The following is a 23,780-nucleotide window of genomic DNA, read 5'->3' as shown; positions in this document are numbered from 1 at the left end:
GCCTAAATTGGTTTATAAAAAAACAATGACACCCATCCCACAAAACGTCCTAATGACTCTGTAAAAGCTTCCTGACGCTTCGATGTATTCAGAACATTAATGAAGCGGATTTTCATAAGTAACAAGGTAATAAGATGCCATTTAATTCTGGCCTTAACGGAAGGATTTGAATATTTAACCCGCCAGACGTACCATCCGTTACGGACTACCATTTTCCCGTATTGGTATTTGTTCGGACGGCCTGCTGCATCATGAAAATGAGAAAGCTGCACATTGGTATTAACAACATTTTTTCCGAAACGTTGCGCTCTCAGACAGAAATCGGCATCTTCATACAACCCATATCCTTCAAAATAAGTTGAAAAATCAATTGAATCAAACACTTTTTTGCGGAAAGACATTGACATACCTACCAAAAGATCCACCTCATAGGTTTTACCATTTAGAGGAAACATGCAGGTTCTGCCATGCGAATATTCAGGCATTATATTAGAGTAATATTCAGACTGCAGGCCCAAATAATTACGCATTTTATTGCGTAAAGCCTCAGGATAAACATACCCATCCAAAACATAGAATTTTTTAGGATCATAGGAAATGCCTGAAACCATAGGCTGCCAACGGTTCTCATTGATTGCAATACCACCAATTCCTGTTACATCGGGACTAGAACGAAAGGTTTTGATAATTTCTTCAAAATAATTCTGTTCCAAAACCGTATCATCATCCAGAAAGCACACTATTTCCGAATCTGCTGCGACTTTCCGGATCCCGAAATTCCGCTGCCTGGTAAGCCCTCTGTCTTTTTCGGTAACTCTGTAATAGCGTAAGTTTCGAAGATTTTCAACTGTCAATGCCTGCTCCGTTTGGTTGTCGGGCGATCCGTCTACTACTACTATTTCATCAGGATATGATGATTGTTTCTTTACCGAATCCAATAGAGTTACAATGGCTTTCGGTCTTTTATAAGTGCAAATTATTAGTGTCAGTTTCACTGCCGAATCGTGTTATTTCTTCATTATAAAAAAAGTGCATTCTCTTTTTAGCTTTCAACAGAAGAACTTTTTTGAAGCCTGCTTTTTCAATTCCCGCTATAGAAGCTTTATTTTCCGGATGAACAAAAACATAATAGTTAACCTTCTCCTCTTTGTTTTTAAGCACGATATACTTTAACATTTTGGAATAAATCGATTGTCCTCTGTAATCCGGACTCGTATAGCAATTCCCTATTAATAAACCTTTACATTTCAAATGACTTAAGGTTGGGGAAAAGCCAAATACCGTACTGGCATGTACAATATTTTTTTCATCCAAAACACTGTATTCCGTTTCCCTGTAACTTTTTTGGGTTTTTAAAATCCCATATGGTTCAAATGAAACGGAATCGGCAGGTAAATCTCCCGATTTATACAATAGTACTTCTACTTTTTTAAGCTTTATATATTTTAGAATTTTCCTGAACATTATTGTTTTGTTGCAAAGAAGATTAAATTATTCATCCCTTTTAAACGATTGTATGGCACATCTATCTCCCTGCAATATTCCGATAATGATTTTATTTCAATGTTGACAAAACCAGTATCCAGCAAATATTTCCTCAGATCTTTTTTGGTGAAATAATAGCCTTTCACATCAAAACCATAAAACCCGGTTACCCGGTTACCCGGTTCGCCCTTAAAAAACGGCTTTAAAAGTCTCTTAATCAAAAAGTAGGCGGTCTTCTGAGGCGTTCCGATCTGATTGTGTACAGCACCGATCAAACACCCTTGCGGTTTTAATATTTCATTGGTTGTTTTGAAAATCTGATAACGATCCTCCTTCTTGCTTACATACGTCAACATGCAATTCATTAGGGTAACCAATTCGAAACTGTTCGCCTCGGCCCTGAATTTGGAGGCATCTTCTACTTTTAATTCCACTACAGTATCCATGCCCCATTCCTGGATATTCTTTACGCCTTTCTTAATCATGTTCTCTGAAAGATCTGTTCCAAGGATTTTTTTAATCGGAACATATTTCAAAAGTCCGTGAAATTCCCGGCCGGTGCCGCAGCCAAAAACTTTCGCTTTATTTACAGTGATACCTTTATCACGAAAGTATTTTCCTGCCTTTTCGTAAAGATAAATTTCATAACCTGAAGTATGCGTTGCCGTCTTATCCTGCGAATGAATTATATCTTCTCGCTCCCAAAAATCTTTATTCTCAATTTTCATTCTTTATCTATTTTTTTTGCCAGTAGTTTTGCAACAACTCCTTTGTATGGTTTAATTTTTTTCTCAAAGAAAAGAAATAAATTGAAAGTTAGGCTATTTAGCACTAAATAATATTTAGCATCGTGGGCACGTATTGCAGAAGTATTAAATCCGCTCTTGAAAGATTTCACGCCTTCCGATCCTCCTAAGGAAATATTATATCCGATACAGTTTTCTTTTAGTGACATTCTGATGGCTTCCCACTGCAGAAAATGGCCGGTCAGCAGGTCGGGTGTTTCTCTTTTGGATCCTCCAAAAATATAGGTATAATAGTCTCCTGATTTCACAAGAAATATGGCACCTTTCATATTATTTTCTTTGTATGATACTATGAATTTAGCCCTATCTTCTTTGATCAAATTCAAAATTGTCATTTTAAAATCTGCCCATCTTCTCAGACTGTATCCTGCCCGCTTGGCGTTTTCTTCACAAAGACGGTAGGCATCCTGAATATCACTTTCCTTAGTCAGGTATGCGATTCTTTGCCCTTTTCTTTCCGAGCTCCTGATGTCGCGCCGCACCGTTGATTTAAAATCCGCCATTACATCTTCCTCAGAGGCATATTTGGAAAAATCCAACCAGTTAATTCCTTCCGAGGCATATACATATTTAAAAAGACTACCTTTCTTAAAATTAGTCTCCGAAAGAAAAACATCTGAAACCTGTTCACTTTTTTTGATGGACAAAGGCAAATTGAACTGGCAATAGCAACAATTTAATGTCGCAGCTCTTTTTGAAATAGCCGACACAATGTTCCGAATCACTTCTTCATTATTAGAATCTGTAATAATCGGACCATTAGGAATACTGTAGAATTTAAAAACTGAAAATTTAGAAATAACAGCGCCATATCCCCCTACAATCGTTCCCTGATCCATCAGAAGGCATACTTCATAATCGAATCCGTAACTCTTATAGGATTTTAACCAATCCGAAAACTGAAGGTGATTGGCATAACGACTCTGGTCTATAAAGGCATCCCATTTTTTTAAATACGATGCTTCTTTGGTAAAAATAAATTCCATCAGTCTGCGAATCTAAAATGAATGTCGGTATTATTGTTCCCAATTATGTCGCCGTTCACATCAATATCAAAAGTTACTTGCTCACAACGAGTAAAATACGATGCTAATTCCATGAACGTAGGATTCCATATTTTTTCTTCCCTGATCAATTTTCCTAAGTAATGAAAATTTGCTGCAACTTCCGTAGAAATTTCGGCCGCGTTTCGAAACACTCTGCCTTTATGGTAGGTCATTGGAACGCCAAAATAAGTGTGAGCCACGAAAACACCTTTTTCGACTGAAAACTGATCCAGCATTTTAGGACTCAGTGTGTTTGTGAAATCCAAAAGCTCTAAAGTCTGAAAAACCGTCATTTTCGTTCCGTTAATCTCGAATGAAAAAAGCAACGGATTGTATTTCGCAAGCGGATAAACTACATATTTAGATTTCCCCCAATGCAAAACAATCTTTGCAAGTGGTTTTGCGACTTTAAAAACAGCTTTAAAAAGTCCGGGAAGCTGATTAATCTTCTTTCCCATCAGCACTTTTTTCACTTTGGTCGCTAATGTTTTATATTCCGAAATAACAGCTTCGTTGGCATAAAAATGGAAAAGAATATTCTTCACCATCAAGGCCGTTCTGTCTTTAAACGAACCATTTTTCAATCCACTGTAAAAAGCGTTTAATGTAAAATGTTCCGGATTAAGCTGATTGATCACCCCTGCTGTGGCAGTTCCTGAATCAATATAATTCCAAAAATTACTGATTTGCTGGGTATGCATTTTTGAAAAGAAAACCTCCTGTGGAATCCCATTTTTCCGGGTAAGACTCAGATTATACGGCTGAAAACCATGATCTATCCAGGTGGGCATATTCGGCTGGGGCGCGACAAAGTTCTGAAATTCCAAAAAACTCTGACCGTTTTCTTTTAAGGACTGACTTAATGAATGGTATGCCAATTCGTGCCCGTCGCGAACCCATTTTTTTATTTCTTCGGCATCGTTTTCCCAAGAGGCGTTGTCTTCTCTTTTCGAAAAATGGTGCAGGAAAATGCCCTTCGTTACTGTTATTCCGGATTGTTGAAACAATTCCCGCTGCAATTTCAGGTTTTCGGGCGTATCGAAATCACAATGATCCGTAAAACAGGCTATTGCCGAAAAAGGAATTTTGGAACGGCTCCATTCCAGTGGTTTTTTGTCAGTCGATAAAAGCTTCAGTTCTGTATTTTTTAAATCCAGCGGCACATTTACGAGCGTTTTTAAATGCGAAATCCCATCGTACTGGGCAAGAATTCTGCTGTTTTCCGGATTCAGACGCCATAATAATTTACAAGGATTCTCAGGATCTATTTCCCAAAAACCTACTGTGCAATTCGCCTGTATGCAGATTCCGTTTTCCAATCTCAAGATTTTCGGCGACAAGGGGCCGGCAATATAAAACCGGTAATCGGAGGTCCATTCATACGAAGAGGTCCGAACCGAGGCAATCCTGCAGGAAAAAGTAATCTCGAAATGACTGTCAGGCTTTACATCCGATGCATTAAAATAGGACACCAACGAAAAAGCACCTTTGAAAAAATCAATTCCCTTTTCTTCTTTCAACAATTCGGATTTTGAAAAAAAAGACACCTCTTTAATCATTGTTCATTAGTTTTAAAGCCCATTTTCGGCTTACTTTCCACTGTTGGTTCATAGCCTTAACATATCGCAACGGATTTTTTATCGGCTGATGTTTATAATAGTTTATGAACAACCTCACTTTTTCACTTCGCTGTTGTTCCAATGTCAGGTTCTTGATCTGAAAAAGCAGGACCGTCGGTGAAGGTTTAGGCTGAATCGCCTCGTCGGCCCAGGCAAGAACAGGTTTTGTCCTGAAGCCCCCTATTGGCGCTTTCAAATGCAAAATACTTGGTTTCGGAAAATATAAGACATCATGTCCTTTATTTCTGAGTTGCATTCCGAAATCAGCATCTTCCCCGTATCCAAACTCCAGACGTAAATCAAATCGTACACCGTCTAAACAACTTCTTTTTACAAAACTGTTTCCGGCTCCAAAAGTACCCCATTGCAAAGGATATGAAAAGTTTTCCTTTTCCCCTTTTTGAAGATAAGCCGTTGTTAAAATTTCGGTTCCGTAACTTTTTATGTTTTCAAATACCTTCTCTATTAAATCCGACTCAAACCGATTATCATCATCCGCTAAAAACACCCAATCGCTGGTTGTTTCATTCAAAGCTAAATTTCTGGCGTTGCAGGCACCGGCCTGATGAATGAATATGTGCTTGATTGGAAAAGGCCATTTTTCATTCTCAATATAATCCAGTTCGGACACAGAACCTTCCAGAGGATTTTGCTCTACTATTATAATTTTTTTTGGCAAAATAGTCTGCTTTGAAAAATCTTTCAGAACATCATGCAAATATTCCTTACGACCAATAGTAGGTATGATTACATCAAGTGAAGTGTTTTGTAATTCCTTATTGGAAGTGACTCTAATTCCTTCCATGCAATTTACCGAAGGATTGGATCTCGAGAAAAACAACCCTTTTAAAAATGCTGCAACCGGTAATTTTCTATCGTAATAAGCTATTAATATAAATAGAAAAAAAAGCCACTGTGTTTTGTAATGGAACTTTACGAACTTAAAAACCGTCTCATAGGAATTGATATTCGATTTTTTATCAACGGAAAGCGGTTCGGTCAGTAAGTGCGGTTCGGCATAACAATTAAGCCCCTGCCACATGCCTTTTCGGGCCATCAGATTTAGATATAATTCAAAATCCCTGGTTACCTTTTTTTCTTTGGCAAAATTCGAGATGATTCTGGTATTGACTCCTCCGGCATCCACACTCATTAGCCATGTGGGATAGGTCAAATCGTCGGGAATCTTAATAAACGGCGTTGTATCAATATAACCGATTGAATTATGAATTTTTCTTTTTTCGCTAAAACAATAGGAAGCCATAATACCGTCATGATGAAAAATAGAATCCAGACTGTTTAAATTCAAAACGCCTTTTAATTTGATATGGCACCAAATCAGCAGCTCGTCAGGAAATTCCGCAGCTATTTTTTCAAACCCTTGAATTAGGTAATCATGGTCCGGAACCGTCAGCTTCTGACCATTCCTCTCTAATTCTGTTATGGTTTCGTCGTTATGGTAGGAAATGAGCATTTAGATATTTATTGTTTTAGATTTGGGCCCGCAAAGGTAATTATTTCAGAGGCCGTGAATTTTACCGTTTTATAAGGATAGCCTATTGATTCGAAAAAACGCTCTAACCAAATATAAGTTTGCTCTCCGTTTACCAGGTGATAGGACGCGATGGCAAAATTCGGTTTATATTTCGCTATTGTTTCCACACTTCCCTGCAGCGCTTCAATTTCTGCTCCTTCAATATCCATTTTAACAAAATCAAGTCGGCCGACATTCTTCTCTTTTACCCATTCATCAATGGAAATAGCCTGCTTTTTAACTACTTTATCATTATCCGGTTTCCACACCACGGATGACCCTACTGTGCCGGCTTCGTAAAAATCAATTAATTCCGTTTTATCCCACAACAGCAAATCCAAAATTTCAATATTATCTTCCAGCTTTGGATTTAATCGCATATTCTCCTGGATGCTTTCAATATTGTACTTGTCCGGTTCAAACGCGTAGACTTTTCCGTTCCCACCAACAAGATTTGAAAACAAAACCGATAAATGACCATTGTTCGCACCAGCATCGATGACGACATCGTCTCTTTTTACTTTATAGAAATTTTGGTAAAAATTAAAGTCGGGAACTACCGCATACAAAGCTTCGTTAGTAGTCATTTCAATAGCATTGAAAGTCGTCTCATAACGGACTTTATCTTTTTCCTGAATCAAATTGAATGAAACATTCTTATCCGAATTAAAAAATCTATAGTAATGCAGTTTTATTTTCTCTTTTATGGCGCTTTTGGGTACCAACCTGCTGATTATTTTTTTTATTTTTTTCTTCATCACAATTATCGTTTAGAATTTTGCTGTTTCGACGAAACAAGGCGTTTAAAGTATTCAATATTTTGATTTGAAATCACATCTGCATTAAATTTTTTTTCGACATGGTTTCTGGCGGCCGAACCTACCTTTTGAGCAAGTGTTTCATCCTTTATTATTTCCGAAAGGGTTGCTGCAAACTTTTCATGATCCTCGGGATGAACCAAAAAACCGTTCTCTGCATCAATAATAAGTTCTTCAGCCCAACCTATATTTGAAGCTACAACTGCTTTTTGCATTGCCATCGCTTCCAGCCAGGAAACGGGAAATGCTTCGGCGAATGATGGAAAAACACAAACTGTAGCTTTTTGGATATACTCCTTCATTTCATGATAAGGCACTGCGCCGACATAGTCAACATTTTTGAGTGATGCGGGCGAAAACAAACTTTGCATCATTTCATAGGTGGATTTGCTTCCGCTAATGATATCGCTACTGTCCTTACCTACCAAAAAAAGTCTTACTGACGGATTTTGCGAATGAATTTTATTAAAAATAGCAGGCAATTCCAGCACTCCTTTTTTACGGATCAGCGTCCCGAAATACAAGATTGAATTTTCAGCAGTTTTTACCGTTTCTGAAGGTGAAAAAACAGTTGTATCTACGCCGTTATGTATGATCGTATAGTCAATATGCTGTCCAAAAATCTGATTTGTCATTTTGGCTACGTATTGGCTTACCGCTAAGTGACCATCCGCATTTTTTAAGGCCCTTTTTTCATGAAATTTATTTATCCATTTCACGGGACGTTTATCGAGATGACAAAAATAAGTATCACTTCCGTGTAGCCTGATCACGATCGGACATTTTTTAGGACGTATAAAAGAGGTTATTCCGGTCCAATCAGGTGCTTCAATGACATCAACTAAATTGTCTTGATAGAGTCCGTCAATTATCTTCTCAATTTTTTTCTGGGTTAAATACCTCGATAAACCTTTAACCTTAATGTTTTTTATTTGCTGAACTACTACACCCTGATCATCAAACTGATTATCAGTCTTCTGACCATAAACCAACACCCTAACACCAATTCCTGCTGCTATAAGTCCTTTGGCTAAATTTTTTATACTGGTTCCTATTCCGCCGGTAGATCCTGTCAGTTCATGAGGGTATTCGGGAGTTAGAAAGCCAATTGTCATTTTCTGCACTTTATTTTTCCGGTTTTTGGAAGACTTAATAATTAATTATAAACCAAGAATCAGGATACAATTTGTAATAAATTATCCCAAATCCGTTTTGAAGCATCTTTGGCAGGATCCAGATTAATGGTTTCAAACCACTGTTCTGTGCTTTCCACTTTATAATTCCCTTCGAGAATCTTCCTGATTTCCGTTACAATGCTTTCCTGACTGTCCAGCCAGATAACTGCCTCTTTATTGGGCATAGATCGGAAATGGACAAATTTGTATATTTTATTTACAGACCAGTTTTCCAGTCTTTTATTAGGCACATCGTAATTTATAAAACAACATAGTTTTTTATTGGTCACAAAATCAAAAACCATGGACGATCCCAAATTAATCACCATTTCGCTATGTGCAACAGTATTTGCAAGCAAAACCGCGTCCTCTTTGGTGGGAAGGACTGTATTCCAAATTTCTCCTTTCTTTTCCCAAATGGGATCTACCGGTACAATAATATCGCTGTACTTTTTTAGGACTGTATCGTATCGGTCGGAAAAATCAACCGGACATCTTCTGAATAGGATACCAATGTTTTCTCCATCTGCATTTAAATCAGATACCGCTTTCGCTACATCTTCAAGGTATTGCGCGTCATCCGGACAGGTTGTAACATCATCTCCGGAATAACACAGATAGCGCTTTGCACTATCTAAACCATATTTCTGAAAAAACTCTTGCTTAGGAGCAATAATGTTTTCCGAATAATAAGCCTCAAATTGAGGTGTGCCCGTAACAAAAATCTGGCTGTCTGAAATATAGGGATAATAGCTTTTGAGCTCCTTTTTCATGTACTCGCTCCAGACAAAATAATAATCCGTATTTACGATCATGGTTGCTTTTGGAAGATTGTCCCATGAAAAAATAAAGGTGGCAGTCGGAATACCGAGATCATTTGCGGCAAGCAACGGCGCGACAGCCGTTATCGGTCTTTGGTTGGTGCAGAAAACTATGTCCGGCTTTTCGAGAAGCAAACTCTTTTTACAGTTTTCATAGTAAGCGGTCGATCGCTCTTTTTTATTAATGATCTTCTCAATTTTTTTAAGCCCTGAAGAAGAATTAAAAAAAGAAATCAGCAGTTTGATCGTAATCGATTTGAGCTTTCCTTTGGCTGATTTTGCTTTGAAGGGAAACTTGTAGGAGTCGTAAACATCATCTCCTGTTTTTCGCTTAAACTGATTTAAGGTAATATTAATTTTTGCCGCTTTAAGCACATCGGTTAAAGGGTGTGTTTTCGAATTTTGGATTTTAACCTCATTAAAACCCAGTTCACTAACGTCAAAAACCGTGTTATTCCAATACACCACGTCGAAGCCGGCTTCTTTTCCTAACTTATTGAAATCCGTAAAGGCGAAATTCCGCAATCCTACTCCATCAGGCAATAAAACAAATATCTTTTTTTTACTCAGGTTCATTTTCTCTTTCTATTTCATTTTGCCGAATTAATACTATCCTTTCGCCCAAAAAGCCCGTTTGCCAATTGAACAGAACAATATTTTCTTCCTTTCTCATTCACATGAATATCATCATAAAAATAGGTTGCGTCAGGAAGTATTTCAGAATGATTTATAATTTTTCTGTCACTAGTAACAATCACTTTCGTTTTGTATATAGGTGATTGATACAATATTAATTCTATTTTCTTTTCTGTGCAAAACTCTTTAATACGATTATAGAAAGGGTTCTTAATAACCATATCAGTAATGCTCATATCCTTATTTTGAGGTCCCGGGCTATTCTCCGGATAACTGTAATTTCCATTTTCGTCGAAACGGTTTCTTTTTTCAGGTTTTACAGCCGTTAATAAAGAAGGGTAAAAAAGCTCAGTGTTATAATAACTGACACCAAAAATCGGAAAATAACGGGAATAGGCTAAGGTTTTAAACACGCCTTTTTCCATTTCCGAATAGTAGCTGTATACGTAATCACTTTTCACATAAGGCAGAAAACGGTAATCATTATTGTTTAAAGTTGGCTTGGGATCAGGTGCATCCCATGGCGTAATCGTCAGAATCAGACAATCCGTTGTCTTACCACTGGCATAAAAATGCTGCAGCATCAAATAATGCGTACTCATAGAAGTATCATCAATACTGATGTTAAATCCCTTTTTTCCGCTGATTGAATCGATCAGATTAGTATTCAAAGTTGTTAAACCTGTACTGGAGCCTAAAACCACATAATCAAAATCAGTTTGTTTAACTCCGTTAGCTACATATTCCGGTTTATATAAATTTGATTTTCCGATGAAATAAAGACTCGCAAAAGCAATCAGATTCAGAATAATGAAACTGACCAAACCATATATCCCAATTGTAAATAAAAACTTTTTCATGATCTTAGAATTGGAAATAAATGAAGCTCATCTGATTTTTAAACGCTCCCATGAAACAAATCATGCACAATAAAACAAAAACAAGATACTTATTTATCTGAATGTCATGTGACTTTTTATTTAGATTGTTCCATTCCACAAACAACAGTGTAAGAATCGAAATTATGCAGATGGCGGTAAAAAGAGCATATTTCCCGTCTTTTAAAAACAGATGAACGGAGAGCGAGTTCATGTTGAACATTCCGAAAATATAATGGAATGCTTCTGTCAGTGTATCTGCTCTGAAGAACACCCAGGCCAAACAGACCAATAAAAAGGTCAGTACAATTTTAGGCGCATCTTTTAATGAGTAATCCGAATCGGAAAGATTATTTCTGTTGGTATCCGTTATCAGTAACGGGATGAACAAAAGCGCATGAAGCAATCCCCAGATAATAAAAGTCCAATTGGCGCCATGCCAAAATCCGCTCACTAAAAATATGATGAAGGTATTGCGTAAGCGCATCACTTTTCCACCCTGGCTTCCGCCCAATGGTATGTACAAATAATCCCTGAACCAGGTGGAAAGGGAAATGTGCCAGCGCCTCCAGAAATCGGCAATGTCTTTTGAGAAATAAGGAAACCTGAAATTGCGCAATAACTCAATGCCAAAAAGCTTCGACGTTCCCAAAGCGATATCGGAATACCCGCTGAAATCACCATAAATCTGAAAAGCGAACAACACAGCGCCAAGCCATAATTCAGATGCGGAGTAAGTTCCTGAATTGTCAAAAACCTGATTCACGAAAAAAGCACAGTTATCCGCTACGACCACTTTTTTGAAAAGCCCCCAAACAATCTGTTTCGCCCCTTGAATCGCCTGACTATAATCAAACTGTCTGTTCCTTTTTATCTGCGGCAATAAATGCGTTGCCCGCTCAATCGGTCCGGCTACCAGCAGGGGAAAATAACTTACGAATAAGGAATAATCAACAAAATTGCGTTCGGGTTTAATCCGGCTTTTATAAATGTCGATTACATAGGAAAGTCCGTGAAAAGTATAAAACGAAATACCCACCGGTAATATGATCTGCAATGTCCAGAAATTCGTCCGGATTCCAAGAGTCGAAAGTGAGGCAGCAAGCGAATCCACAAAGAAGTTGTAGTATTTGAAAACGCCCAAAAACCCGACGTTAATACCAATGCTCAGCCAGAACCAGAATTTTTTCATTCCCGCATTTTTCGAATCGTACATTTTCAATCCGGTATAATAATCCAGACCGGTGGAAAACATTAAAAGAAAAAGAAAGCGCCAGTCCCAACAGGCATAAAAATAGTAACTAGCCCCTAAAAGCATTAGGTTCTGAAGTTTAAGTGATTTTTTATTTACCAACCAATAAACTGCAAAAACCAACGGCAGAAAAAACAAATACTGGAGCGAATTGAAAAGCATTAAAATGGTTTAATCGTTAAGGAGCAAGGCCAAGTTGACCCATTGCCAAATATAGAAACTATTATCCTGATTTCCTTTATTATATTCTTGCCAAATTTGATTTACTTTCGATGCGTCGACTAAGCCGGATTGTGAAAACTGCCTGATTTTTTCAGAGACATATCCGTTCAACTCGTTGGCAATCCATTCGCGCTGCGGAGTTTGTAACGGTCGTTTGGGTGCCAAAGCCACTTTATCCGACATTAACTCCTGGCTAATCTGACGAAGCATCCATTTTGTATTTCCGCCGTTAAATTTCACGTCGTCCTTTTGAGAAAAAGCCAACTCCATTAATCGGTAATCCAAAAATGGCTCTCTCAATTCCGTTCCGTGGAGCATGCTGATCCGATCATTAAATCGTAAGGCTCTCGGGATTTTGGTATAAAAAATATCACGGTATTGCATGTTCTGCATTTTGGAATCAAAGGGTTGCGGGTAATTTTCTTTTTCCGCAAATTTTGCAAGGTCCGGCATCAAAACTTCAGGTTTTACAGGACTTGAGGTCACACCCTGAATAACACCTCCTGCCTGATTGTGGTAATAATCATATCCTGCCCAGGCCTCGTCCATTCCCTGACCGTCCAACAATACTTTAATTCCTTTTTTTCGGGCTTCCTGAAACAATAAACTATAGGCTAAAGTGGGAAACCCTCCAAAAGGTTCGTCCTGATTTTCAGCGATTTCAGCAATCAACTGTGGAACATTTTCCGGTTGCAGCAACACTTTATTTAAAGGAAACGGTTTGTCTTTAAGTAACGTTTCCACCCAAGGTAATTCATCATAATTCGCATCATTGCAATAAAACGTAAAAGCTTCCATCGTTTGACCGGAAGACAGATTTTTATTGATCAGTGCAATTAACGTCGAAGAATCCAGTCCTCCGCTTACATTCATTCCAAGAGGGACATCTGCCCTGAAACGAAGCCGGATTGCATCATTGAGCAATGAAGTATAGTGCTCTTTTAACTGGTCGATTGCTAATTTCTCTACGCTATTGACTCTGGAAACGAAATCATACCACTGTTCGGGCTGGATTGCATTTAAAGAATCTATGCTTATTTCTGCATAATGACCCGCAGGTAACTGGTAAATGGCCGACCAAAACGTTTCATTAGGCAGTCCGTAAGTTCCAAAACTCAAATAATTTGCCCAAACTTTTTTATGCTGTTGTTTCGGGATTCCGGCCGCCCAAAGGGTTTTGATTTCACTGGCAAAGACAAATTTTTCTTTATCCTGATAAAAGTAGAAAGGTTTCACGCCAAAACGGTCTCTGGCAATGAATATTTTGCTTTCTGCCTTGTCCCAGATCGCGATTGAAAACATACCGTTTAACCGATGGAGAGACTCTTTACCCCACTGAATAAAAGCATTTAACAGTACTTCGGTATCGGATTGTGTATGAAAAACAAAATAAGACTGAAGTTCTTTTTTGATTTCGATGTAATTGTAGATCTCACCGTTAAAGACTATCATATATCTTCCGCAGCTGCTCTGCATCGGTTGATTTGCTTCTGTCGAAAGGTCTATGATGCTTAGTCGGTTATGTCCTAAACTGCATTCACCGTCATGCCATTCCTGCTTTGCATCGGGGCCACGGTGTTTTTGTGCATCAAGCATTCGATGCAATAATTCACTTCTTTCATTGCTAGAAAGTGAAGTAGAAAGTATACCGGCAATACCGCACATTATAATCTGTCTTTAACCAATTGTAATTTTTCTTCCGCTTTTATCCAATCGTTTGGGGTATCGATATTTACATAAAAATCGGAATCACTTTCTATGTAACTTAATTTTTCACCATAAAAACTCCCCTGCTTGATAACCGAAACTTTGGTTATGTATATCGATCCATCGCGATAAAAAGCCTTCGGAAGTTCTTGTCTTCTTTTAATAATTTCACTTTCGCCGGTCGCAATTCGAAGTAAACCCTTTTCGTCCGGTTCGAAAACCCAATGGGGATTGAACTCATGCGGCACCGGCAAAACACTTACCAGTGCATCCGCCTCTTCATTGATAAATTTCTGAATCGCTTTATCGATAAAACCTCTTTCTCTGAATGGTGATGTCGGTTGCAGCAGGCAAACAGCATCATAATAATCACCCTGACTTTCCAAATATTCAACCGCATGCTTTACCACATCGATGCTTGAAGCTGTATCCGTAGCTAATGCCTCAGGTCGGACAAAAGGTATTTCAATTCCATATTTTTCCGCAACGGAACAAATTTCCTTATCATCAGTAGAAAGAATGGTTTTTTCCAAAAAATCAGCACCTTCTGCAGCGGTGGCACTGTATACCAATAAGGGCTTATCACCAAGTAATCTGATGTTTTTGCCCGGAACTCCTTTTGAACCGCCACGCGCCGGTATGATGCCCAAAACCCTCATTAATACATGATGGTTTTATGGAACTGTATTGGTAGTTTTTCCAGTAAATCCGCGATTTGTTCGCCTGCATCGCCGCCTCCGTAAACTTCGGAAGTGGTTCTCTTTGCATTTGCTATCCGCTCTTCGATGGCTTTTTTGATGCTGGCTTCCTCGTATTCTACATCAATTACATTAGTCCCACGGTCTCTTCGGTTTTGACGCGACCCGATATTAACTGTCGGAACACCTAAATAAGCACATTCACGGATACCTACACTGGAGTTGCCTATTAAGCAATCGGCGTGATTTAACAGATGAAGGAAGTCTTTGCCCTCCATGTTTTTAAAGAAATGTACATTCGGTAAAAGATGGGTTTCCCTAAAAGCTCTTATTCCTGTTGAAGTACCATCTGCTCCGGCATCAACATTAGGCCAAAACCACAGTGTCGGCCTGTTTAATTTGTATACTGCCTGAAGAGTTGCTTCGATGTGTTTTCTTGAATCCTGATATTCGTTGGTAACAGGATGCTGCATAACTACCAAATACCCTTTTGATAAATCAGGTTTTGCTCCTACGCCGCCATACTTCTCATAGGGATCAAAAGGCAAGACTTTGCTGTCTTCCTGAACCTGTTTAGCCAAATCAATCGAAGGGCAACCGGTATTGAATACAAACTCAGGATTCTCCCCTAATTTCAGCACTCTTTCTTTTGCTGTTTCAGAGGCTACGAAGTGATAGTCGGCTAATTTTGTGATTGAATGACGTACTTTTTCGTCAATATTACCCGTTACTTCCCCTCCTTGTATATGTGCCAAAGGAATATTCATATACGATGCTGAAATTGCGGTTGCCATGGTTTCAAAACGATCGGCAACAGTAACCACAATATCCGGTGTAAGGTTATCAAAAACAGTAGATAATTCCAGTATCCCGATCCCCGTGGTTTTAGCAGCAGCTGTCAGGTTCTCACCTTCCAGCACATTGAAAACCCGTGCAGCAATGGTAAAACCATCCTTTTCGATGTAATTAACCGCTGAACCGTATCGGTCTAAAAGTGCCGACGCCGCAACCACCAGCTGGAGCTCTAAATCCGGATGATTCTTGATCGCTTCCAGAACGGTTTTAACGCGGCTGTAAGATGGTCGGGCCGTAATTACAACAGCAATTTTTCTTTTACTCGTCATTTGTGATGTCATTATCTGTTATGAAATCCCATTTTTTTAAATCTTTATTCAGTTTTTTACCGATTACCTCTTCAAAACGAAGAGCGTCGATACCATATCCTTTTGGCTTCTTGGCTTCCAGATCTTCAAAAGTGATGCGATCACCTTGCAAAATATCTTTATTTACAGCCAGCGATTTTTCGAATATGGCCTTTAAACCGGAAAAATGTTCGTTATTTCTTTTGTCGATCGGATTGTTAATTGCTTTGTGGATGCTGTTAGCGCCTTCAACCAGTTCGGCAACCTCATCCATGGTTAGAGATGAGTTGGTGTCCGGACCGAACATACGTCTGTCAAAAACCACATGAAATTCTAAGATTTCCGCTCCCAAAGCAACAGCTGCAATATTTGTGGCCACTTTTGCGGAATGGTCTGAAAAACCAACCCGTACACCATATCTTTCTTTCAGTTCCGCAATTACGTTAAAACCAAATTGTTCCGGTTGCGTTGGGTAGGACGTTGTGCATTGCAAAATGGAAAAGGTCACGTTTCTGTCTTTCAGAAAAGCTACCGTATGGTCCAATTCTTCATAAGAACTCATACCGGAAGAAATGATGACCGGTTTTTGTGTTTTTGCTATTTTCTCCAGCAATAATAAATTATTTACTTCGCCCGATCCAATTTTATAATACTTGACACCTATTTCTTCCAGCCAGTCTACTGCTAAATTACTAAATGGAGAACAGATGAAGTCTATGTTTACCTCATCGCAATGGGCTTTGATCCCTTTCCACTGGTCCAACGTAAAACCCATGCGCTCCCAATAGTCGTAACGCGTTTGGTCTTCATAGGAAAATTTTACCCTGAAAGGTTCATGTATGCTGCTTTCCGCTTCTGCTATGTGCATTTGGAATTTTATGGCCTGAACTCCCGTGGCAGCTACTGCATTTATATAAGAATGCAGTTGACCAAGACTTCCTTCATGGGCCTGACCGATTTCAGCGATTAAGTACGGCATAAATTATACTACTTTAAATGTTTTTTTCCTCTTAAGGAATATTTTCTCGATGTATTCATATGAAATAGCCGAAATCAATATCGTTAGCATAAAACTTCCAATGTATAAACTGACCGTATCGATTCCTTTAAAAAGATTCAATAATGCTACTATGGCAATTTGATGAAACATGTATAAACCATACGATATCTTACCCAAGTAATCAATCCATCGGTTTTCCAAAAGTGTTTGCAACTTAGGATTTTCCACCAAATTTAAAATAATCACCATAAAACATGCCGCGACACTTACCACATGAAAGTAAAAATTTCCTCCGATAAAAAAAAGCAACACCACAAGCGCGAGAAAAGCTAAAAAGCAAACCTTCAGATTTACTATCCATTTTAAAACATCTAATCTATGAAACAAAATATAGCCTCCAAGTGCTCCTAATACTAAAGCATTGATTTCAAGTGTTTCAACAAATTTATAAATTATATCAAAGGTTTCGATCTGTTCCGCTAATTTCATGCAAACGAACAAAAGGACTTCATAACCAAGGATCAATACAACAAACACGGGAATCAGTTTTTTTATCTTAGAAATGATCCATGGCCACACTAAATAGAACTGCTCTTCTGTACCGATTGACCAAGTTTGTGTTGCGAAAGGTACTATTTTTAAACTCACCAGCAAGTTTGGGAGAAAGAACGCGAAAAGCAGAAATATCTTGATCAAATCGAGTGCAGAGTGTATATTCAGCTTAAAGTAGGGCATGCTGAATATTGAAAAATTTGGCAAAACAGCTAATGACAAAAAAACGATCACGAAATAAAGTGGCCAGATCCTGAGCATCCTTCTTTTATAAAATTTCCGTATATCAATAAAACCATTTTTCTCGTTTTCGTTTAAAAGCAGAAAAGTGATTAAAAACCCGCTCAGAACAAAAAACAAGGTCACACCACTTTTTCCCAATATCTTGGCACTATGAAAAAAATTTTCGTAACCGAACTGGCTTTTCATCTGCTCTAAATGGCTTATAATTACAATGGATGCCGCTATGAACCGCAATCCGTTTAAATTTTTAAAATAAATGCCTTGCTTTGAACTCAACTTACTTTGACTTTATAATTACTACTACCCGCTTTTGTTTTTAATTTGTTAGTGCTCCTGACTTTTGAATACTGCTCTTTTTTCCGAAGAAAAATAACTTCAAAATAGTGAAACGAGAAATAAGCAACACCAACGGTAAGCAATACAATCATTATTTGCAATCCCAGATAATTAGAAATCACAAAATTAAATTTCTTCAAAACAAAGGATAAAAAATATATAATGAGCAGATGATAGACATAAATCCCGTATGAAATCCTTCCTAAGAAATTACAAAGTCTGTTTTCCAAGGACACCAGTGAATTTTTATTGGTCGCCACATTCAATATGATAATCAGATAAAAGACCGAATTTATTTCCGAATCTATATAGGATCTGAGATGCAGCGGTCTGAAAACCATCCCAGCCAGTAAAACAGTCCATGAAATTAGCTGAACCTCTTTTCTGTAAATCAACCTTAGTATTCTATCTTTCTTGGTATAGAACCAGTATGCACCTAATGCCCCTAATGCCATGATATTTATTCTGAAATGATACAAAAAATGCATCAAATCAGGAGCCCGGTCAAGAAAGGCATAATACATTACAATCCTGAACAATGCACCTCCAATAAATATAATGAAGAACAGTTTCTCCTTATTTTTTATTTTATCAATCAGAAACGGCCATATCGCATAGAATTGTTCTTCAACGCCAACAGACCATAACGGTGTAATGGGTTGTATATCTAAACCTATCGAAAAAGCAACATTCGCCAATAGAAAGACATATAACAACAAGCTTTCGGTCAGCGAAAATTTTACTTCTGTTACTCCCGTTACGACAAATAGTAATGCAATCAGCAGGGCTAAATAGTAAACCGGCCAAATTCTGAGGATGCGTCTTTTGTAAAAACTCCTGTAATCAATCGCGTTAAATTTGTTTTTCTCAATTAACAGCAAATAGGTAATTAAAAAACCACTTAGGACAAAAAACAAATCCACCGCTCGGGAAGCCATTCCGTTTGTGTTAAATCCATGCGAACTGATTCCGAATAAAAAGGAAAACTGGTCGACATGCCATATAACGACTAATAAAGCTGCAATGGTCCTTATACCATTTAATCCTTTGAAATAAATAACCTGATTTGAACTCATTCCGTTTTTCTTAGTGTATTAGAACACATTCTTTTCATTATGAGTTTAAATATTTTTTAGCATCGGATACCAATTCATTCATCATTCTGTTCCATTCAACAGTTGAATACATTTGTTCCGGTATTTTTTCAAATTCTAATGGTTTTTCCAAAAACTCACTTATCGCATCAACCCAATGGTTAACGATATTAGGATATTGAATCAGTTTACCGAATTTACCCTCTCCCAATACTTCCGCTATCCCTCCGTTTTCAGAAGCAATACAATAATTACCGGTATGCAAGGCCTCGATTAAAGTCATTCCGAAACCTTCATGACACAATGAGGAAAAAAGATAACAATCAGCAACCTGTAAATACTCAGGTAATAAATGATTTTGAATCCTGCCGAAATATTTAACCGAGTCTGTGTCCTCCTTTTTCTCTGTCCCAATAATCCATAATTCCACATCCGGATATTTTTCTTCTATGAATTTCCAGGCATCCAAAACAATATGCAACCCTTTTTTAGGTCGGTCCTGTGAGCACCATATGAAGATTTTTTTATCCTGAATTCCCTTTTCGCTTCTGATCTGCTTTTTTACTTCTGGTGAAAGCGGATAAAATTTCTTAGTATTGATCCCGTTATGTAAAACTGCAAATCTCGTTGGTAAAGCTGTGTAATATTTTTTATGTTCAAGATACGAAGCATGCGTTAACAGTACCATTTCATCGATATAGTCAAAAAACCAGCTTTGTTCAATATTTTTAACGAAAGGAGAAAAACCGTGGTAAAAAAACTGCAGGTAACAATTCCCCCTTAAGCCTTTTTTCACCAATTCTTCCTGAAGCGGTTTCACGATTCCGAAATTATCTACGATCTGAATCACGTATTTTTCATTTTTATCGAGGATTTTCAGAACTGCCTCTATATAATCTGAATAATATTTTTTGGTGATTCTTTTTTTAATTTTAGAATACAGCGTAGGGTGAACAAAAGAATAAGCTACCTGAAACCGATCTGTCGAAGGTTTTCCGCAAACTATATAATCGATCAAATGCTCATTAAGCAAATAATTTTCATATAATTTTGTCCAACTGCCAATCTTGTCGTAAGGCAGCGGAATTTGTGAAATCAGAATTACTTTTGCCATTATTTACGGATCTTTCTTTTAATCTTTCTTAACGAATCATAAATAAAATAATATTTTAAATACAATTTATGGTATTTTTTCACTCCCTGTTTTTCAAAAGCGATCAGTTTTGACAGTAAGGCCACGTCCAAATTTGTAAATTCAATTTTTCTTACAATATCGTTTAACAGCATTAGATTTTTTTCGGCATCCAAAAACTCTTCAGCATAGATCCGGGCTTCCTTTTTCATTTCCAAAACCCTGTCTTTATTAACACAAAGCGTTCTTAATTTATTTGTCAGATCATTAAGGTCGATCTCGCATACAGGCCAATAATAAGCATCTGATCTTGCATATTGATAGGATACGTCAACCAAAAGTGAATTGGTGTGATTCGAGAATTCGTTCATCGGCTGCATATCGGTCACTACCAATCCCAATCCGGAAGCCAAAGCTTCAGCAATAGTCAAACCGATGCCTTCCAATCTTGAAGGATATACGTAAATGTCCCCCTTATAAAACAAACCGGGTGCCGGTACCGTTTCGCAGATCACCTCCAGTTTATTTTTATCTTCTAAACTCTTGATCAGCTTTAAATGCTCAGGGTCAGTGAATTTGACCTGGGTATGCACAACGAGTTTGAAATCTTCCTGTATACTATCAAAAGCTTTTAAAATTAAATCAACTCCTTTCCGGTGCTTGTCGCGTCCGCAGGAATGGAAAAAGGTGACTGTATCCCCATTTACAAAATTAGTCGCCGTGGGTTTAAAAACATCCAATTGTGTTCCCCAAGGTAAATAATAGGCATTTTTATGTTTCTGAAACGCGGTATAATGTCTTTTGGTATTGCAGATTACCGCATCATAAATATCAAAAAGAGGAATTGTTTCTTCCGTATAATAATCAATATACGCAACGGTTTTCACCTTCAAATCTTTACACCAAACCAATGGGATAAACCACTGTTGCTCATTAAAAATAACCAAATCAATGGCATTTGTTTTAACCCATTTGTAGAAATCATTTTTATCGATTACCTGACCGATTCCGGAAACCCTTCTTTTCTTGCTCCAAAAAACATTTCCGGTATCCCAGTTTTTATCACCTATTGCATACTGCTCTCCTCCGCGGGCGAAAATAAAGACATTATTTGCCTCATTTTGCAATAGGGTATCCCTGAAATTTTTAGACACATAAGCGGCACCTCTTTCAAACCAAGTTGTTACGATTCCAATATTCATTCTCTTCTGTTTGGGGTTTCTTTTAAAAAAATCAATAAACCGGCTTCAACCTTATTGAGTTAGCAGTTTATACGACATTACTATCTGTTCTTTAGAAAAATAGTGTTGAAGTTCTCTGATTTTTCGTCTGGCTGTGATTAACATTTCTTCATCATAAATTCTCGTCTGCAAAATTTCCTTTATTGCCTTTTCATCATTCAAACCACATTTAAACGGATAATCATTACCTAACAATCTTGACACTTCCGAGTTTGAAGACGTTAATGCGATGATCGGCTTACCTATATTGACATAATCCACGAACTTTGTTGGTAAAAACGGATTATCCTCAGAGTCGGATTCTATCAACAACTGAAAATCTACTTTCCCTAATTTTTCCAGAGCCGACTCGTATTCAATTCTTGCATTATTAATCTGTACCGTGTTTCCGTTGTCGAAATGTCTAATTGATTCAAAAACCTTGGCATTGATTCCCCCATGAAACTCGACAACAACGTCTGACGCATTGATTTCATTGAAAACCTTCAAAAAACAATATGGATTTCTTGGTTTTAAAAGCGTACCTATATGCGCGATTACTGTTTTTTCGTTAACGGTTGGCACGACATCAAATTCAAAATTTACGGCATGCGGTACAATTTTCACTTTTTGAGGTTGAATTTCATAATCTTTCAAATACCATTCGTATAATCTTTGGGACGGAAAAATCAGATGATCAATCAGATCAAAGCTCTTTTGCTTTCTTTTGATCTTAAAAAATTCAGGCCATCTTTTTCCCGATTTGAATTCTCCCGGATAACACGAAATAGGGTATGGATCATGATAAACCCCGACTGTTTTTACTTTATTTTTTTTTGTTATTGCGTGGTGCGGAGTAAAACCTAATCCAGCGCTCAACAAGAGGATTAAATCGTATTTCTCCTCATTAACATTTAAAAATTTTCGAATATTTTTGATTCTGTTATAGTGATGGAAATCATTTGCCAGAAATACTCTCATGAGGGCATACACCTTTTGAAAACGCATATTTTCCACCCATTGCTGAAACTTGGTCAGGTTATTTTTGGGATGCAGAAATATTTCTCCGCCCTGATACAAATCAATGTACTCCTGACTTATCGAATCTAAGGTTAAAATGTCTACTTTTTCACATTCCTGCCCTAAGAGCTGACATAAGTTATAATTCACGATCGCTCCTGAAGTACTTATATCTCCGATTTCTTCAATTACCGCAAGTATTTTTAAATTGTTCATCCCTTCCTCCTATTCAATTTAACTCACTAACAACTTCTGTTATTTTACTTGATGTTTTTCCGTCTCCGTATGGATTTTCAGTTCTGACAAAACCTTGAAAATTATCCAGCAGAGTCGTAGCTTTTTCAAAAATTCTCTTCTTATCCGTTCCGACTAAAAAGGAAAAACCGGCGTCCAATCCTTCGGCGCGTTCTGTAAACTCTCTTGTAACCAAAACAGGTTTACCAAGTGTAGGAGCCTCCTCCTGTACACCGCCGGAATCTGAAATAATTAAAAAGGCCTGCTGCATCAGCCAGATAAACAAAGGATACTCAGCCGGTGGAATCAATAGAATATTCGGCTGGTCTGCCAATAATTCATTTACAGGTCCCAACACATTCGGATTCAGATGTACCGGATAAATAATAAATACATCTTCTCTTTTTGAAATTTCCAGAAGTGCTTCGCAGATCTGTTGCAGTCCTTCTCCAAAATTTTCTCTTCGGTGTCCGGTCACTAAAACTATTTTTTTGGAGAAATCGATTTTATGTTTCAAATCGGCTATTGCCTCATTTTCAAATCCGTTTTCCAGTTTTTGAATCCCCCAAATTAAGGCATCAATAACAGAATTCCCTACATTGAAAATGGTTTTACCGCAAATCTGATCCTTGTCTAAATTGGTGACAGCCTGATTTGTTGGAGCAAAATGAAGGTCTGCCAATTTTGCGGTCAGTTGTCTGTTTATCTCTTCCGGAAAAGGTGAGAACTTATTATAAGTCCGTAGTCCTGCTTCTATATGACCTACTTTAATCTGTCTGTGAAATGCGGCCAAAGCCACCATTGAAGAAGTCGTAGTATCACCATGCACCAAAACCAAATCCGGAACTTCATTCATCAATACCTGATCAACGCTCTCTAAAATTTTGGCACACAGTTTATTTAAAGACTGATTAGGTTCCATTAAATTCAAATCAAAATCAGGCTGAATTTCAAAAAAGTCCAAAACCTGATCCAACATTTGCCTGTGCTGTGCTGTTACACAAACCTTAACCTCATGTTCTGTTTTTTTCAGTTCATGATAAAGAGGAGCCATTTTAATAGCTTCTGGCCGTGTGCCGAAACAAAGAAGTATTTTCATTATCTTATTCT

At 37.7% G+C, this 23,780-nt stretch carries 21 protein-coding genes; all 21 read right to left on the bottom strand.

Annotated features, from left to right (window positions below; genetic code table 11):
• Positions 1 to 2: 2 nt before the first annotated feature.
• The 21 genes from AC3E9U_RS10620 to wecB are packed head-to-tail and all read right to left on the bottom strand — an operon-like array spanning position 3 to position 23,769.
• Positions 3 to 995, bottom strand: a complete 993-nt coding sequence (locus AC3E9U_RS10620) for a glycosyltransferase family 2 protein (RefSeq protein ID WP_488746885.1) — start codon at positions 993 to 995, stop codon at positions 3 to 5.
• Positions 964 to 1,464 carry a GNAT family N-acetyltransferase gene (locus tag AC3E9U_RS10615; protein ID WP_488746884.1) on the bottom strand — a complete coding sequence of 167 codons (501 nt, stop codon included), beginning with the start codon at positions 1,462 to 1,464 and terminating at the stop codon, positions 964 to 966. The genes AC3E9U_RS10620 and AC3E9U_RS10615 overlap by 32 nt, the downstream gene beginning before the upstream one ends.
• The gene (locus AC3E9U_RS10610) at positions 1,464 to 2,213 is read right to left on the bottom strand and encodes a class I SAM-dependent methyltransferase (RefSeq protein ID WP_488746883.1); all 750 of its coding nucleotides are present in this window, start codon (positions 2,211 to 2,213) and stop codon (positions 1,464 to 1,466) included. The genes AC3E9U_RS10615 and AC3E9U_RS10610 overlap by 1 nt, the downstream gene beginning before the upstream one ends.
• A complete protein-coding gene (locus AC3E9U_RS10605) occupies positions 2,210 to 3,277 on the bottom strand; it encodes a lipid II:glycine glycyltransferase FemX (RefSeq protein ID WP_488746882.1) in 1,068 nt (355 codons plus the stop codon). Before AC3E9U_RS10605 ends, AC3E9U_RS10610 begins: the two co-directional genes overlap by 4 nt.
• Positions 3,277 to 4,896: a hypothetical protein gene (locus AC3E9U_RS10600; RefSeq protein ID WP_488746881.1), complete on the bottom strand. Its 1,620-nt coding sequence runs from the start codon at positions 4,894 to 4,896 to the stop codon at positions 3,277 to 3,279. The genes AC3E9U_RS10605 and AC3E9U_RS10600 overlap by 1 nt, the downstream gene beginning before the upstream one ends.
• Positions 4,889 to 6,430, bottom strand: coding sequence for a glycosyltransferase family 2 protein (locus AC3E9U_RS10595; protein WP_488746880.1), 1,542 nt, complete (start codon positions 6,428 to 6,430; stop codon positions 4,889 to 4,891). Before AC3E9U_RS10595 ends, AC3E9U_RS10600 begins: the two co-directional genes overlap by 8 nt.
• A gap of 8 nt (positions 6,431 to 6,438) precedes the next feature.
• Positions 6,439 to 7,248 (bottom strand): FkbM family methyltransferase, encoded by an 810-nt coding sequence (locus tag AC3E9U_RS10590; protein ID WP_488746879.1) that lies wholly within the window; start codon positions 7,246 to 7,248, stop codon positions 6,439 to 6,441.
• A 5-nt stretch (positions 7,249 to 7,253) separates the two neighbouring features.
• Complete coding sequence (locus tag AC3E9U_RS10585; RefSeq protein ID WP_488746878.1) at positions 7,254 to 8,423, bottom strand: glycosyltransferase family 4 protein; 1,170 nt, start codon at positions 8,421 to 8,423, stop codon at positions 7,254 to 7,256.
• 59 nt (positions 8,424 to 8,482) lie between these two features.
• On the bottom strand, positions 8,483 to 9,880 hold the full coding sequence (locus AC3E9U_RS10580; RefSeq protein WP_488746877.1) for a UDP-glycosyltransferase: 1,398 nt from the start codon (positions 9,878 to 9,880) through the stop codon (positions 8,483 to 8,485).
• Between the two features lie 14 nt (positions 9,881 to 9,894).
• Positions 9,895 to 10,800 (bottom strand): hypothetical protein, encoded by a 906-nt coding sequence (locus AC3E9U_RS10575; protein WP_488746876.1) that lies wholly within the window; start codon positions 10,798 to 10,800, stop codon positions 9,895 to 9,897.
• A gap of 4 nt (positions 10,801 to 10,804) precedes the next feature.
• On the bottom strand, positions 10,805 to 12,232 hold the full coding sequence (locus AC3E9U_RS10570; protein ID WP_488746875.1) for an MBOAT family O-acyltransferase: 1,428 nt from the start codon (positions 12,230 to 12,232) through the stop codon (positions 10,805 to 10,807).
• 9 nt (positions 12,233 to 12,241) lie between these two features.
• Positions 12,242 to 13,957, bottom strand: a complete 1,716-nt coding sequence (gene asnB / locus AC3E9U_RS10565) for an asparagine synthase (glutamine-hydrolyzing) (RefSeq protein WP_488746874.1) — start codon at positions 13,955 to 13,957, stop codon at positions 12,242 to 12,244.
• Positions 13,957 to 14,658 (bottom strand): acylneuraminate cytidylyltransferase family protein, encoded by a 702-nt coding sequence (locus AC3E9U_RS10560; RefSeq protein ID WP_488746873.1) that lies wholly within the window; start codon positions 14,656 to 14,658, stop codon positions 13,957 to 13,959. The genes asnB and AC3E9U_RS10560 overlap by 1 nt, the downstream gene beginning before the upstream one ends.
• A complete protein-coding gene (gene neuC, locus AC3E9U_RS10555; protein ID WP_488746872.1) occupies positions 14,658 to 15,821 on the bottom strand; it encodes a UDP-N-acetylglucosamine 2-epimerase in 1,164 nt (387 codons plus the stop codon). The genes AC3E9U_RS10560 and neuC overlap by 1 nt, the downstream gene beginning before the upstream one ends.
• Entirely contained in the window at positions 15,811 to 16,818 is a 1,008-nt protein-coding gene (locus AC3E9U_RS10550) for an N-acetylneuraminate synthase family protein (RefSeq protein ID WP_488746871.1), read from the bottom strand. The genes neuC and AC3E9U_RS10550 overlap by 11 nt, the downstream gene beginning before the upstream one ends.
• A 3-nt stretch (positions 16,819 to 16,821) precedes the next feature.
• Entirely contained in the window at positions 16,822 to 17,910 is a 1,089-nt protein-coding gene (locus AC3E9U_RS10545) for an acyltransferase family protein (RefSeq protein WP_488746870.1), read from the bottom strand.
• Entirely contained in the window at positions 17,907 to 19,046 is a 1,140-nt protein-coding gene (locus tag AC3E9U_RS10540) for an acyltransferase family protein (protein WP_488746869.1), read from the bottom strand. Before AC3E9U_RS10540 ends, AC3E9U_RS10545 begins: the two co-directional genes overlap by 4 nt.
• Before the next feature lie 37 nt (positions 19,047 to 19,083).
• On the bottom strand, positions 19,084 to 20,178 hold the full coding sequence (locus AC3E9U_RS10535) for a glycosyltransferase family 4 protein (protein WP_488746868.1): 1,095 nt from the start codon (positions 20,176 to 20,178) through the stop codon (positions 19,084 to 19,086).
• Positions 20,178 to 21,398: a glycosyltransferase gene (locus tag AC3E9U_RS10530; protein ID WP_488746867.1), complete on the bottom strand. Its 1,221-nt coding sequence runs from the start codon at positions 21,396 to 21,398 to the stop codon at positions 20,178 to 20,180. Before AC3E9U_RS10530 ends, AC3E9U_RS10535 begins: the two co-directional genes overlap by 1 nt.
• Positions 21,399 to 21,449: 51 nt before the next feature.
• Entirely contained in the window at positions 21,450 to 22,652 is a 1,203-nt protein-coding gene (locus AC3E9U_RS10525) for a glycosyltransferase (RefSeq protein ID WP_488746866.1), read from the bottom strand.
• Positions 22,653 to 22,665: 13 nt separating this feature from the next.
• The gene (gene wecB / locus AC3E9U_RS10520) at positions 22,666 to 23,769 is read right to left on the bottom strand and encodes a non-hydrolyzing UDP-N-acetylglucosamine 2-epimerase (RefSeq protein ID WP_488746865.1); all 1,104 of its coding nucleotides are present in this window, start codon (positions 23,767 to 23,769) and stop codon (positions 22,666 to 22,668) included.
• Between the last annotated feature and the right edge of the window lie 11 nt (positions 23,770 to 23,780).

It is taken from the genome of Flavobacterium sp. 21.1 (genome assembly GCF_057801535.1).
The sequence above is the reverse complement of the archived record's forward strand: the minus strand, read 5'-3'. Positions and strand labels throughout refer to the sequence as shown.

Excerpts from the sequence above, each read along its gene's own strand:
- AC3E9U_RS10590 (WP_488746879.1), bottom strand. The coding sequence starts at position 7,248 with ATGAAGAAAAAAATAAAAAAAATAATCAGCAGGTTGGTACCCAAAAGC.
- AC3E9U_RS10615 (WP_488746884.1), bottom strand. The coding sequence starts at position 1,464 with ATGTTCAGGAAAATTCTAAAATATATAAAGCTTAAAAAAGTAGAAGTA.
- AC3E9U_RS10525 (WP_488746866.1), bottom strand. The coding sequence starts at position 22,652 with ATGAACAATTTAAAAATACTTGCGGTAATTGAAGAAATCGGAGATATA.
- AC3E9U_RS10540 (WP_488746869.1), bottom strand. The coding sequence starts at position 19,046 with ATGAGTTCAAATCAGGTTATTTATTTCAAAGGATTAAATGGTATAAGG.
- AC3E9U_RS10605 (WP_488746882.1), bottom strand. The coding sequence starts at position 3,277 with ATGGAATTTATTTTTACCAAAGAAGCATCGTATTTAAAAAAATGGGAT.
- AC3E9U_RS10575 (WP_488746876.1), bottom strand. The coding sequence starts at position 10,800 with ATGAAAAAGTTTTTATTTACAATTGGGATATATGGTTTGGTCAGTTTC.
- AC3E9U_RS10550 (WP_488746871.1), bottom strand. The coding sequence starts at position 16,818 with ATGCCGTACTTAATCGCTGAAATCGGTCAGGCCCATGAAGGAAGTCTT.
- AC3E9U_RS10535 (WP_488746868.1), bottom strand. The coding sequence starts at position 20,178 with ATGGCAAAAGTAATTCTGATTTCACAAATTCCGCTGCCTTACGACAAG.
- wecB (WP_488746865.1), bottom strand. The coding sequence starts at position 23,769 with ATGAAAATACTTCTTTGTTTCGGCACACGGCCAGAAGCTATTAAAATG.
- AC3E9U_RS10530 (WP_488746867.1), bottom strand. The coding sequence starts at position 21,398 with ATGAATATTGGAATCGTAACAACTTGGTTTGAAAGAGGTGCCGCTTAT.
- AC3E9U_RS10600 (WP_488746881.1), bottom strand. The coding sequence starts at position 4,896 with ATGATTAAAGAGGTGTCTTTTTTTTCAAAATCCGAATTGTTGAAAGAA.
- AC3E9U_RS10570 (WP_488746875.1), bottom strand. The coding sequence starts at position 12,232 with ATGCTTTTCAATTCGCTCCAGTATTTGTTTTTTCTGCCGTTGGTTTTT.
- asnB (WP_488746874.1), bottom strand. The coding sequence starts at position 13,957 with ATGTGCGGTATTGCCGGTATACTTTCTACTTCACTTTCTAGCAATGAA.
- AC3E9U_RS10595 (WP_488746880.1), bottom strand. The coding sequence starts at position 6,430 with ATGCTCATTTCCTACCATAACGACGAAACCATAACAGAATTAGAGAGG.
- neuC (WP_488746872.1), bottom strand. The coding sequence starts at position 15,821 with ATGACGAGTAAAAGAAAAATTGCTGTTGTAATTACGGCCCGACCATCT.
- AC3E9U_RS10580 (WP_488746877.1), bottom strand. The coding sequence starts at position 9,880 with ATGAACCTGAGTAAAAAAAAGATATTTGTTTTATTGCCTGATGGAGTA.
- AC3E9U_RS10560 (WP_488746873.1), bottom strand. The coding sequence starts at position 14,658 with ATGAGGGTTTTGGGCATCATACCGGCGCGTGGCGGTTCAAAAGGAGTT.
- AC3E9U_RS10610 (WP_488746883.1), bottom strand. The coding sequence starts at position 2,213 with ATGAAAATTGAGAATAAAGATTTTTGGGAGCGAGAAGATATAATTCAT.
- AC3E9U_RS10585 (WP_488746878.1), bottom strand. The coding sequence starts at position 8,423 with ATGACAATTGGCTTTCTAACTCCCGAATACCCTCATGAACTGACAGGA.